Source organism: Devosia litorisediminis (assembly GCF_018334155.1).
GTDB lineage: Bacteria > Pseudomonadota > Alphaproteobacteria > Rhizobiales > Devosiaceae > Devosia > Devosia litorisediminis.
Map to the genome: position 1 here is coordinate 166,096 of NZ_JAGXTP010000002.1, position 12,610 is coordinate 178,705.

Consider the following 12,610-nt stretch of genomic DNA (forward strand, 5'->3'; position numbering starts at 1 on the left):
ACCACAGCAAAACAGGCGGACACTCGATCGAGCGTCCGCCTGTTTTTATGTGATACTAGCGCAACGCGCTGGTCGGGTGCCTAGGCGGCAACTTCCTGACGCGGCAGCGGATAGTCTTCAGCTTCATAAAGAGCCTTGATGGCCTGGCCATCAAAACGGCCGCCACGGACCTCGAGGATCGTGCCGCCAAGCCCGGCTTCGGGCAGCTCTTCCATGCAGAAGCGAATGGCTTCGGCAGCCTTTGGAAAGCGGCGATACTGGGTCTGCTGCGACTTGGCCACCCGGCGGCTGGGGAACAGCTCGGCGGCGGCATTGTAATTGAACGTCATGTCGGCTCCTTGATGGCAGAAGCCCGCGAACGGGCCCGGGAAAGCTTTTGCAGCTTCTTGCGCGGCAGCGGATAATCGGGGCTCCTGTGAAGCCAGATCATCTCGTGATTGCTATAGCGCTTGCCGTTCACCTCCAGGCTTGCGCCCTTGAGACTGACCGGGGCCGCTTCTTCTAGTGCGAAGCAAAGGGCCTGGGCTGCGGTACGAAACTTGCGGGAGCCTTGGGCTGCCGCTACGTGCCAGTCGCTGCCAAGAAAAAGCGCGGCAGGCGCCTGGAAATCAAACTGTGTCATTATCTCTCATTTGGTCCAGCAATGCGCCAGAACCAGTCTTAATTGTGGGGCCGCGATACGCTGGCCATGCTCTAATAGCGCGATGCAGGCGCACGAAATGCGGCCAACAGCATCGCGACCGCCCAGCACCATGCTGGTCGGTACAACACGCTCGCAAAAATCAGGAAAGCCAATAGACCGGTAATCCGGCTGTCGGACAGCTATGATGCGCTGAAACGTATGACCTCAATATAGGCGCAACTGGACCCTTATGCAAGTTGGCGCACATTTCAGCCTTAACGCGCGGTCATGATGCTGCGCCCAGCAGGACGATTGATCGCGCCAAAGGGCGGATTGGAAAATCGAACCCAACAGGGCAGACTGCCCCCAACAACGATCACGATGAAGGATCACCCCATGGGATTTCGCGCACTTCTCACCGACCGCGACGACGCGGGCAAGGTCAGCTCCGCTGTCACTGAAATCGACGAGGCGCGTTTGCCCGAGGGCAATGTGACCATCGATATCGACTGGGCCGGCCTCAACTACAAGGATGGCCTGTGCCTGACCGGGGGCGGTGGTCTGGTGCGCAACTATCCCCATGTCGCTGGCGTCGATTTTGCCGGCACGGTCCGCGACAGCGCCGATGATCGCTACGCGGTCGGCCAGAAGGTGGTGCTCACCGGCTGGCGGGTCGGTGAGGTGCAATGGGGCGGCTTTGCCGAGCGCGCCCGCGTCAATGCCGACTGGCTGGTGCCCCTGCCCGGCGGGTTGAGCACGCGCGACGCCATGGTGGTAGGCACGGCAGGGCTGACTGCCATGCTCTCGATCAACCGTCTGGAAGCGGCAGGGCTGACCCCCGCATCGGGCGAGGTGCTGGTTACGGGCGCCGCCGGTGGTGTCGGCTCCATTGCCACCGCCCTGCTCGCCAAGCTGGGCTACACCGTGGCGACCCTGTCTGGGCGTCCCCAGCATGCCGAGGCGCTCACTGCGCTGGGCGCTGCCAGCATTGTCGATCGCAACGAGTTTCTCGCGCAGCCCGACAAGCCGTTGGAATCTTCCCGCTGGGCCGCGGCCATTGATTGCGTCGGGGGCAAGGTGCTCAGCAAGCTGCTCAAACAGGTCAAATATGATGGCGTGGTTGCCGCCTTGGGCAATGCTGCCGGTATTGGCCTGGAAACCAATGTACTGCCGTTCATTCTGCGCGGCGTTACCCTGATCGGCATCGATAGCGTCATGCAGCCTTTCGACACCCGTATTGCCGCTTGGCAGCGCATTGCCGAGACGTTCGACATAGCTGCTTATGGCGATCTGGTGCGCGAAATCGGCCTCGAAGAACTGCCCGCCGCGGCCGATCAGATATTGGCCGGCGAGATCAAGGGGCGGGTGCTGGTGCGTCCACGCTAGCGATAGCCCGCCGCCTGCAATTCGAACAATTCGGCATAGTGACCACGCAGCGCCAGCAGTTCTGCGTGGCTGCCTGATTCAAGTATGGCGCCATTTTCCATCACCAGAATGCGGTCCGCCATCCGTACGGTCGAAAAGCGGTGCGAGATGATCACCGCCGTCTTGCCTGCCGCCAGACTTTTGAAGCGGGCAAACACTTCGGCTTCCGCCTTGGCGTCCAGCGCGGCCGTTGGTTCATCCAGAATGATCAGGCCTGCATCGCGCATATAGGCGCGGGCAATGGCGACCTTCTGCCATTCGCCCCCGCTGAGATCGCGTCCCTTCTTGAACAGGCGCCCCAGTTGCTGGTCATACCCCTGCGGCAACTTGGCGATCACCGCATCGGCCAGGCTGCGTTCGGCAGCGCTGGCAATGCGCGCCATATCGCCCTGCGCCTCAACCCGGCCAACCCCGATATTGTCGCGGGCCGACAGGCTGTAGCGAATGAAATCCTGAAAGATCACCCCGATATGGGCGTGGATGTCGGCGACGGCGAAATCCTTGAGGTCGATGCCGTCCACGGTGATACGCCCTTCATCGGGGTCGTACAGCCGGGTCAGCAGCTTGACGATGGTGGTCTTGCCTGCCCCGTTCTCGCCCACCAGCGCCAGCGTTTCGCCGGCCTTGAGCGTGAAACTGAGATGGCGCAGGGCCCAGGTCTCGGTATCGGGATAGCGGAAACCTACATTCTCGAACACGATGCCCTGCTCGATCGGGTCTGGAAACGGCTCGGGCTCAGCTGGCGAGACGATGCCCGGTTCGATCTCAAAGAATGAGAACAGGTCATCAAGATACATCGACTGGCCGGCAATCTGGGTAAAGCCCAACAGCAGTTTCTGGAACAACCCGTTCAGGCGCAGGAATGAGCCCGACAGGAACGCCAGGTCACCAATGGAGAAGTCGCCGATGATCGTGCGCCAGACAATGAAACCATAGGCACCGTAATAGGTCAGCGAGGATATCGCCGAGAACAGCGCGCCCCAGAAAGAGCGCTGCATGGCGATGCGGCGATTATCGGCAAAGATGCGCTGCGCCAGCGTCTTGAAACGCTCGATCAGGAAGCCGCCCAGACCGAACAGCTTGATCTCCTTGGCGGTCTCGGCGCTGGCCCCGACATGGCGGATATATTCCAGTTCGCGCCGCTCGGGCGTGCGCCAGCGGCTCACCATATAGGCCAGCGTGTTGAACCGTGCCTCGCCCCACACCGCCGGCACAAAGCTGATCGGCAGCAGCAGGATCAACCACGGCGCATAGATGAACAGACCCGCTGCCAGCGTGGCCACGGTGATGATATCCTGCGCCTGCCCAAACATCTGACTGAGCAGCGCATTGCGCCCTGCCGCCTGACGCCGCGCGCGCTCCAGCTTGTCCTGGTATTCAGCAGATTCGAAATGCACCAGATCGAGCCGAGCTGCGTGGGCCATCAACTCGACGCTGACGGTATTGGAGTGCAACTCCGACAGAATGGAATCCACCAGCCCGGTGGCGCGGTTCAGCAGGTCCGATGCCAGCACCAGCGCCAGTTCGATCACAAGCAGCGCAATGACGGGTGTCAACGCGCCACTGCTCCACCACTCGGCAAAGCCCGGCCCCGGCGCGGCTATGCCCGTCAGGCGCACCACTTCATCGATGATCAGCTTTCCCACATACAGCATGGCAATCGGCTGCAGTGAGGCCACCAGGCGTAAGCCGATGCTGGCCGCCATCAGTGGTTTGCTGGTGCGCCAGATCTGCGCCAGCAGACGCCCGAGATGGCGCAGATTATCTATGCGCTCGCGGAAACTGGGGGTCTGTTCGGGGATGGGCGGTGGTCGGCGCCCGGGAAGGTCGGTCATGTCGACATGTTATCCCGGCGCGGCGCACTCTGAAACTGATTTGCGTGGCAAGCCACCATGCCAAAAGCGCAGGCCTTCGCGCTACGCGCGCGAAGGCCTGCACATGCAGCTAGAAACGCTGCCGTTCAGCAGGCTTATTGCCCATGATCGCTTCGATCTTTTCGATCACATCGGGCGTGAGTTTGGCCTTGGCATCCAGCGCCGACAGATTGTCTGCCAGCTGGGACTTTTTGGACGCGCCCAGGATAACCGTCGAGACGTGCGGATTGCGCAGGCACCACAGCAGCGCCATGTGATGGATCGGCATGCCCGCTTGCTTGGCGAGATCGGCCAGCTGGCGGATCTTTTCGAGCTTGGCCTTGCCCTCGTCGCTGGTCCAGGCGTCCTTGAGCCATTCATAGCCGGGCAGGTTCAGGCGGCTGTCATCGGGGATGCCGTCATTGTATTTGCCGGTCAAAGCGCCCGATGCCAGGGGCGACCAGATCGTCGTACCCAGACCCATCAGGTCATAAAGCGGCAGATAATCATTCTCGACCTTTTCGCGCGTGAACAGATTGTACTGCGGCTGCTCCATCACGGGCGGGGTGATCTTGAGGTCCTTGGCCACGGCCCAGGCTTCGGTCAACTGCTGGGCGTTCCACTCCGAGGTACCCCAGTACAAGATCTTGCCCTGCGTCACCAGATTGTGCATCGCCCAGACGGTTTCCTCGATCGGGGTGTCGATGTCGGGACGGTGGCAGAAATACAGGTCCAGATAGTCCACCTGCAGCCGCTTGAGTGCGGCGTGGCACGCCCCGGTGACATGCTTGCGGCTCAGCCCCTTCTGCGTTGGCTTGCTGCCGCCCCAGAACACCTTGGAGGATACTGCAAAGCTATCGCGGCTCCAGCCCAGATCCTTGAGCGCAGCGCCCATCAGGGTTTCGGACTCGCCCGCCTCATAGCCTTCGGCGTTGTCGAAAAAATTGATGCCTTCGTCATAGGCCAGGCTCATCAGGGCCATGGCTTCGGAGTGATCCACCTGCTTGGAGAAGGTGACCCAGCTTCCAAGCGAGACTTCACTGACCTTGAGGCCAGATTTGCCCAAGCGACGATATTCCATGAGATTTTCCTGCTGTTTTGCGGCACTGGACCGCCCCTCGTTCCATCGGCAATTGCCGATGGACTGATTTGTCATATAATTTGACGCGCACGCTGTAAACCCGCCGCTGGACCACTTGGTTGCACCGGCTTATTCTCAGTTATCCCAACCAGGGCCCGCAGGGTTTGCCACATGCTCAGCGACATCGATTCTTCCGCCATTCTGGCCGTTGCCGACATTGGCCGCGCGCGTGACTATTACACCACCATTCTGGGCCTTGAGCTGATCAAGGATGACGGCAATGTGCTCCAGTTGCGCACGGGCACCACGTCACTGATCGTCTATGTCTCAGAACATGCAGGCACCAATCAGGCCAATGCGGTGGTCTGGGGTGTGGGGGACCAGTTTGACGCCATTGTCGCCGACCTTCAGGCCAAGGGCGTGACCTTCGAGCATTACGACACCATCGAGCGGCGTGGCGATGTGCATGTGGCGGGTGACTTCAAGGCCGTCTGGTTCAAGGACCCCGACGGCAATCTGCTTCACCTCAACAATATCTGATCAGGGGCGCTCGCGCAGGAAGCGGGCTAGATCATCGGTAATGTGATGGATATGCGGACCGTTGCTGCGACCCAGCTCCCAGGCCTCGACCTGATCATGGGCAAAATCCTGGCCTGCCACCACATGCACGGTAGCCATGCCCACATCATGGGGCACCACAAGGTTCTTCTCGAGATCATCAAACATCACCGCGCGGGTGGGATTGATGTCGTGCAGGGCAAAGAAGCCCTCATAGGCCTGGCGATGCGGCTTGGGCACATAGGTCATGGCGCGGATGTCGTGCACATGCTCGAACAGGTCGCCGCCGCCCAGCTTGGCCAGTACGGCGCGGGCATGGCCGGTATCGCCATTGGTCAGAATGAACTTACGACCGGGCAGGGCACGGATCGCCGCCACCAGATCGGGTTGCGGATCGACCGGTGAATAGTCGATGGCGTGCACGGTATCCAAAAAGTGGTCCGGGTCGACCTTGTGCTGGCTCATCAAGCCGTTCAGCGTCGTGCCGAAATCGCGATAATAACCCTTCTGCAGGGTTCGCGCGGCATCGAACTCAAGCTGGGTCAGCCCCATCACATATTCGGTGATCTTGATGTCGATCTGCGCGAACAGATTGCAGCTGCGCGGATACAGGGTGTTGTCCAGGTCAAACACCCAGTCGGTGACATGGCTCAGGCTGCGGATCGGTGGCGTCAAATCATTCATGTCGCCACTATGCCCGAAATTCCTGAATGTTTCATCTCACGGCCTGGAGAGCGGCACGGTTGCGCCGCTCTCCTTCGGGCTCTATTCGAGCGGCATATTGGCTTCGACAACCAGGCCAAGCGCCTTGATCAGGCCGGCTGGATTGGCGGCGGCGGCCATTAGCACCAGCGCCGAAGTTGGCGATGGTGGCGCAATGCGCACTTCAAGGCTCTCGGGATTGTCCAGGAATGACTCAACAGGCGGCACCACGATATCCTTGAGGGCCGGAATGCCGGTCTCGCCGATCATCATGGGCAGCATTGATTTCAGACCTGCCACAAAGGTGTCGCGGTCGGCGCCCGACTGGGCTGCAAAGAAATCGATCAGGCTGCTGGCCAGCGACGCATCGTCATAGCGCACCGAAGCGCCCACGATCGAGACGCCCTGCATGATGGCCATGCCCTGCATCATCTGCGCCTGGGCCTTCTCGTCGGTCATTTCGCCACCGGCTTCCATATTGGCCTGCATGGCAACGATCTGCTCGATCACCGCTGGCGTCAGGCCCGTTACTTCAGCCTGAATATCCAGCGCACCGACGTCGGCGAAGTCGAACAGGAATTCATCGATCGTCAGATGACCGTCGGCCATCGACCAGGAAGATTCCTGGCTGATATCGCCCGAAATCTGGCTCAGGCCCAGCGCGTCGATGATCGCACCGGCGCCGGGGTCTTCCTCGCTCACGCTCGACAGATCAGCCTCAATGCCGCTGATCAGCACGCTCGACTGCATATCGACCAGATCAGCGCTGCCCTGAGCGGGATTGTAGCTGTAATTGTTCACAAAGCTCTCAAAGGCGATCACTTCCTCACCAGCGCGGCGCACCGACAGCGCGCCGGTGCTCATCGCGCCCATCAGCTGCATATTGGCAATGGCCGGTACAGGATCTTCACCGGGAACATACAGGTCTTCGATCCGGATATCCTTGAGGCTGAACTCTCCCTTGGGATCAGCGGCAAACTCGGTTTCGATGTCGGGAATGGTGGCGCTGTCGGCATAGTAGCTGCCATCGTCACCCTCGGTGACGCCCGAGAAGGTGATCTCGGTGTCAAAGTGCATCGGATCCTGACCGCCATGCATTTCTGGCGAGATGGTCACGCCATCCACAATGATGGTGTCGCCGTCCATGGTGGCGGAGCCAAACTCAAAATCCAGCCCCGCCGATTTGTACACCGCCGTCAGGCGATCAACAAAGGCCTGGGCTTCAAGCGCGCTGGCCTGACCCAGCGAGGCGATGGTGGCCACGCCACTCATCAGCATCACAATGGTTGTTCTGGTGGTCCACATATGGCGTCTCCGGCTGGTTATTGCTTTGATTTTTTAGCGGCTAGGCGTCGTCAAAAATTCTTGTGGTCTGAACTTTTGCAAATGGCGTTGCAGCAGTCCAATTGCAATGCAAAGCAGCCACAAATAGGGCCTGTCATACTATTGCGTGTTTATTGCGCTGTCGCGACACTCAAACTGTTCTCATAAAAACTGCCGATAGGCTGGATTGTCGGTTTCCGCCCAATAGGGAAATCCAACTGCATCGATGTGAGCAATGAAATCGGCGTGGGTTTCCGCCGGTACCTGAACCCCGACCAGCACGCGGCCATAATCGGCACCATGGTTGCGGTAGTGAAACAGCGAGATATTCCAGGCGTCGTTGAGCCCTTCAAGGAATTTCAGCAAGGCGCCGGGCCGCTCGGGAAACTGGAAGCGATAGACCACTTCGTCGCTGAGGTCCTTGACCCGGCCGCCCACCATGTGGCGCACATGCAGCTTGGCCACTTCATTGTCGGTCAGGTCGATCACGCCCAGATCATTCTTGCGCAGCATCGCGATTATCTCGTGTTTCTCGGCATCGCCACCGGTCAGCTTGATGCCAACGAAGATCTTGGCGCTCTCGCCATGGGCAAAGCGGTAGTTGAATTCGGTGATCGCGCGCGGTCCCAACAGACGCATGAACGCCCGATAGCTGCCGGGGCGCTCCGGGATCTCCACCGCCAGCAGCGCCTCGGCGCGCTCGCCAATCTCGGCCCGTTCAGCAACGTATCGCAGCCTGTCGAAATTGACATTGGCGCCCGAATTGATGGCAATCAGCGCGCCCTCGGGCGCTTCGCCCTGTTCGACCTGACGGCGCAGACCCGCCAGCGCCAGAGCGCCGGCCGGTTCGGCAATGGCGCGGTGATCGTCAAAGATATCCTTGATCGCCGCACAGATTTCATCGGCACTGACGGTGACAATGTCATCGAGCAGTTCGCGGCACAGCCGGAAGGTCTCATCGCCCACCTGCCGCACGGCCACGCCATCGGCAAACAGCCCGACCTGGTCCAGCGCAACTGGATGGCCTGCCGCAATCGCCGCCTTCATGCTGGCAGCCTCTTCGGGCTCGACCCCGATCACCCGGATTTCGGGGCGCAGAAACTTGACGAAGGCGGCAATGCCCGCTGCCAGCCCGCCACCACCAACCGGTACATAGATCGCCCCGATAGGGCCCGGATGCTGGCGCAGCAATTCCATGCCCACCGTGCCTTGCCCGGCAATCACGTCGGGGTCGTCAAAGGGATGCACCACCACATAGCCGTGCTTTTCGGCCAGATTGGCTGCATGGGCGCGGGCTGCATCAAAGCCGTCGCCAAACAGCACTACCTCGCCGCCACGCTTGCGCACTGCATTGATCTTGATCACCGGCGTGGTGGTAGGCATCACCACAACCGCCTTGATACCCAGCCGACTGGCTGACAGCGCAACGCCCTGCGCGTGATTGCCTGCCGAGGCACAGATGACCCCACGCGCCCTCTCATCGGCGCTGAGCTGGGCAATCCGGTTATGCGCGCCACGGATCTTGAACGAAAAGACCGGCTGCATGTCCTCGCGCTTGAGCTGCACATCAACGCCCAGTCGCGCCGAGAGCATGACCATTTTTTCCAGCGGTGTTTCCTCGGCCACTTCATAGACCGATGAGGTGAGGATGCGGCGGACATAATCCTGCATGGCGGGCACTCCAATGATGTCCGCGAGCAACGCTTTGGCGGCAGATTTGTCAACAGTGGCGCGCCAATCCGTGCGCGCTTGATGACCTGTATGGGCTTGGGGGCGAAGACAGGGGAGGGGAGACAGTTGGAGACAGTTGCCGGTTCGGAAGTTTGGGAATCCGCACGCATGCAAGCGGGCCCATGCGCAACTGACATTATTCTCAATCAAATGATTGATTGATAAATGTCACGGGTGTATAGCAGCCGCGTTCAGAGGACCGCATGACCCAAGATAGCCCACCCACCAGACGCGAAAGCGGTGATGAGCGCCGACTGGCCATTGCGGCAGCTGCACGCGACATCATCGTGGAAAAAGGCCTTGAGGGTCTGCGCACACGCGACATTGCCGAACGCGTCGGCATCAACATTGCCACGCTGCACTATCACGTGCCTTCCAAGGCCGAGTTGGTCGCGCTGGTGGCCGAGAGCATTCGGCACGATTTCAGGGTTCAGGCCCAGCGCAATTCGCGCCAAGGCAAGACAGCGCTGGAACTGCTGCGACTCGAATTCGCAGATTTCCGTGAAACCACTCTCGATATGCCAGAACTGGTCATCGTGCTGACCGTGCTGACTGAAAAGGCCCGGATTGAGCCCGCCATTCGCGACATCATGCAGCCCATGTACGACCACTGGCGCGATGAGTTTGCCGAGATCTTTGCCCGCGGCATAGCCGAAGGCATGTTTCGCGCCAATCTTGACCCCACCAGTGCTGCCCTGATCACCACCGGCGCCCTGTCCGATCACTGGCGCAAAGGCTTTTCCACCCGGTTCCCGCTCGACCTTTTGATAGCCGAAGTGGAGCGGGCCTTCATTGCCGACCCCAAATTATTAGAGGATCATTCCTGATGTCTGCTCACTCAGCCGCAGCAGGGGGCCAGATGGCCACCGACGCGCCCGATCCACGCCGCTGGCCGGCGCTGTTCGTGCTGCTTATTGCCAATTTCATGAACCTGATCGACGTCACCATCGTCAATGTGGCGCTGCCCTCCATGCGCGAAGGGCTGGGTGCCACGGACAACCAGATTGAATGGGTTGTCGCGGGCTATATTCTGGCCTTTGCCCTGGGCCTGCTGCCATTCGGAAGGCTCGGCGACATTGTCGGGCGCACCACGCTGTTCCTGTGGGGCGTTGCCGGTTTCACGGCCGCCTCGGCGCTGTGTGGTCTGGCTCCCAATATCGAACTCCTCATCGCGGCCCGTGTCATTCAGGGTCTGGCTGGCGCCATGATGACCCCGCAGGTGCTGGCCATCGCCACGGTCACCTTCCCGCCCCACGAACGCGGTCAGGCCTTCTCCCTGTTTGGCCTGTCCGCGGGTCTGGCCGCCGTTTGTGGCCCCATTCTGGGCGGCGTTCTGGTCTCGGCCAATCTGTTCGGGCTGGACTGGCAGCCAATCTTTCTGGTCAACATTCCCATCGGCATCGCCGCCGTGGTTGCAGGCTGGTTCCTCATCCCGCGGCTTCCCGGCCATGCGGTCCTGCGTAACGACTATGTCGGCATCCTGCTGTTTGGTCTGGGCATTTTGTGCGTGATCTTCCCCATCATCGAGGGGCGCGCCTATGGCTGGCCGCTTTGGGCGTTTGCCATGATCGCGACGGGGTTGGTGCTGCTGGTGCTGTTTGTCCTGTGGACCCGCGCCCGCGCTGCCGCTGGTCTGTCGCAATTGCTCAACTTCGATCTGATTACCAATCAGCAGTTCATGTTCGGCGCCTTTGTCACCACCATTTTTGCCTCGGGCATTCCCGGCATGTTCATGGTAATTTCCCTGCTCCTGCAAGGTGGCTTTGGCTTCACTCCACTCGAATCGGGTCTGACCAACACGCCCTTCTCGGTCGGTGTTCTGGTTGCCTCGGCCATTGCCGGCCGCTTTGGCGCGCGGTTTTTGCGCGCCCGTCTGGCTTCAGCTGGCGCACTGATCGCGGTGGGCATTAGTCTGCTGCATTTCTATATCGCGGGTGTAACCGACAGCATTGATCACTGGGCCTTTCTGCCGCCGCTATTGATTGCCGGTATCGGGCTGGGCCTGGGCTTCTCCTCGCTGTTCCAGCTCGTGCTGGCCAATGTGCCACCGCGCGACGCCGGGGCCGGTTCGGGGTCGCTACAGGCCTTCCAGCAGGTCGGTGGCGCGCTGGGCGTGGCCATTATCGGCGAGCTGTTCTTTGGCAATCTGGGCACAGCATTCGCCGCTGGCTCCAGCCAGCACGCTGCCTTTGCCGGTGCCGCCAGCACAGCCCTGCTCTATGTCATGGGCAGTTTCAGTGTGGTGCTGCTGCTATCCCCGCTGTTCAAGCGGGTTGTGCCAGCACAGCGACCCGGCGCGGCCCCAGCTGTGGTCGAGGTCTGATCCCAAAATAAAAGGCCGCCAGAAATGGCGGCCTTTCTCGTGTAGTTTCGGAGCGCGCCCTAGCGAACGATCAGCGTGCCGGCACCAAACTCGGTGAACAGCTCGACCAGCACCACATGGGGCTGCTTGCCATTGAGAATGACGACGCCTTCCACACCATCTTCGAGCGCGGCAAAGCAGGTTTCCACCTTGGGGATCATGCCGCCCGAAATGGTGCCATTGGCGATCAGTTCCTTGGCTTCACGCACGCTCAGCTCGGGGATCAGCGTGCCGTCCTTGTCGAGCACGCCGGGCACGTCGGTCAGGAACAGCAGGCGCTTGGCACCCAGCGATCCGGCGATCGCGCCAGCAAAGGTATCGGCATTGATATTGTAGGTATTGCCATCGCGACCCGGCGCCACCGGCGCAATCACCGGGATCAGCTCTGAACGGGCCAGCAGATCGAGCAGGGTGCGGTCCACCTCGACCGGCTCACCGACATAGCCCAGATCAAGCACGCGCTCGATATTGGAGTTCGGATCCTTGACGGTCTTTTCGGCCTTGCGGGCAAACACCATGTTGCCGTCCTTGCCGCACAGGCCGATTGCCCATTCGCCCTCGGCGTTGATCAGCGCCACGATTTCCTTGTTGATCGACCCGGCCAGGACCATCTCGACCACTTCCATGGTCCGCTTGTCGGTAACGCGCAGCCCACCTTCGAACTTGGATTCAATGCCAAGGTTCTTCAGCATCAGCGCGATCTGCGGCCCACCGCCATGCACCACGATCGGATTGACCTTGGACTGCTTGAGCAGGGCGATGTCGCGGGCAAAGGCTTGACCCAGCTTGGCGTCACCCATGGCGTGCCCGCCATACTTGACCACAACGGTCTTTCCTTCATAGCGCTGCATATAGGGCAGCGCCTGGGCCAGAATGCCAGCATCGTGGCTGAACCGGTCGGTCTCGGCGGCTTTATCGGACATTTGGCAGACCCAATCGGTTGGTCGAACGGC

Annotated in this window: 12 protein-coding genes; 4 read left to right on the top strand and 8 right to left on the bottom strand. The window is 60.6% G+C overall.

Annotated features, from left to right (window positions below):
• Positions 1 to 80 precede the first annotated feature (80 nt).
• Together KD146_RS13640 and KD146_RS13645 are read right to left on the bottom strand one after the other, a co-directional pair.
• On the bottom strand, positions 81 to 329 hold the full coding sequence (locus KD146_RS13640; RefSeq protein ID WP_212659380.1) for a hypothetical protein: 249 nt from the start codon (positions 327 to 329) through the stop codon (positions 81 to 83).
• Positions 326 to 622, bottom strand: a complete 297-nt coding sequence (locus KD146_RS13645; RefSeq protein ID WP_212659381.1) for a hypothetical protein — start codon at positions 620 to 622, stop codon at positions 326 to 328. Before KD146_RS13645 ends, KD146_RS13640 begins: the two co-directional genes overlap by 4 nt.
• A 396-nt stretch (positions 623 to 1,018) precedes the next feature.
• Here KD146_RS13645 and KD146_RS13650 point away from each other — a divergent pair, with 396 nt between their 5' ends.
• Positions 1,019 to 2,008, top strand: a complete 990-nt coding sequence (locus KD146_RS13650; protein WP_212659382.1) for an acrylyl-CoA reductase family protein — start codon at positions 1,019 to 1,021, stop codon at positions 2,006 to 2,008.
• Here the strand turns inward: KD146_RS13650 and KD146_RS13655 are convergent.
• Positions 2,005 to 3,882 (bottom strand): ABC transporter ATP-binding protein, encoded by a 1,878-nt coding sequence (locus KD146_RS13655; RefSeq protein WP_212659383.1) that lies wholly within the window; start codon positions 3,880 to 3,882, stop codon positions 2,005 to 2,007. The genes KD146_RS13650 and KD146_RS13655 overlap by 4 nt on opposite strands.
• Before the next feature lie 109 nt (positions 3,883 to 3,991).
• A complete protein-coding gene (locus KD146_RS13660; protein WP_212659384.1) occupies positions 3,992 to 4,981 on the bottom strand; it encodes a potassium channel beta subunit family protein in 990 nt (329 codons plus the stop codon).
• A gap of 171 nt (positions 4,982 to 5,152) precedes the next feature.
• Between KD146_RS13660 and KD146_RS13665 the strand changes: the two genes are divergently transcribed.
• The gene (locus KD146_RS13665) at positions 5,153 to 5,521 is read left to right on the top strand and encodes a VOC family protein (protein ID WP_212659385.1); all 369 of its coding nucleotides are present in this window, start codon (positions 5,153 to 5,155) and stop codon (positions 5,519 to 5,521) included.
• Here the strand turns inward: KD146_RS13665 and KD146_RS13670 are convergent, their stop codons facing one another.
• From KD146_RS13670 to ilvA, 3 genes are all read right to left on the bottom strand, one after another.
• The gene (locus tag KD146_RS13670; RefSeq protein WP_212659386.1) at positions 5,522 to 6,223 is read right to left on the bottom strand and encodes a pyrimidine 5'-nucleotidase; all 702 of its coding nucleotides are present in this window, start codon (positions 6,221 to 6,223) and stop codon (positions 5,522 to 5,524) included.
• Between the two features lie 81 nt (positions 6,224 to 6,304).
• Positions 6,305 to 7,546, bottom strand: a complete 1,242-nt coding sequence (locus KD146_RS13675) for a hypothetical protein (RefSeq protein ID WP_212659387.1) — start codon at positions 7,544 to 7,546, stop codon at positions 6,305 to 6,307.
• A gap of 180 nt (positions 7,547 to 7,726) precedes the next feature.
• Positions 7,727 to 9,235 carry a threonine ammonia-lyase, biosynthetic gene (ilvA, locus tag KD146_RS13680; protein ID WP_212659388.1) on the bottom strand — a complete coding sequence of 503 codons (1,509 nt, stop codon included), beginning with the start codon at positions 9,233 to 9,235 and terminating at the stop codon, positions 7,727 to 7,729.
• Positions 9,236 to 9,498: 263 nt separating this feature from the next.
• On the opposite strand from ilvA, the gene KD146_RS13685 reads away from it, so the two are divergent.
• Both KD146_RS13685 and KD146_RS13690 read left to right on the top strand, forming a co-directional pair.
• Entirely contained in the window at positions 9,499 to 10,122 is a 624-nt protein-coding gene (locus KD146_RS13685; protein WP_212659389.1) for a TetR/AcrR family transcriptional regulator, read from the top strand.
• The gene (locus tag KD146_RS13690) at positions 10,122 to 11,618 is read left to right on the top strand and encodes a DHA2 family efflux MFS transporter permease subunit (protein ID WP_249327868.1); all 1,497 of its coding nucleotides are present in this window, start codon (positions 10,122 to 10,124) and stop codon (positions 11,616 to 11,618) included. The genes KD146_RS13685 and KD146_RS13690 overlap by 1 nt, the downstream gene beginning before the upstream one ends.
• 59 nt (positions 11,619 to 11,677) lie before the next feature.
• Here KD146_RS13690 and argB read toward each other — a convergent pair whose 3' ends face one another.
• Entirely contained in the window at positions 11,678 to 12,580 is a 903-nt protein-coding gene (argB, locus tag KD146_RS13695) for an acetylglutamate kinase (RefSeq protein WP_212659390.1), read from the bottom strand.
• Between the last annotated feature and the right edge of the window lie 30 nt (positions 12,581 to 12,610).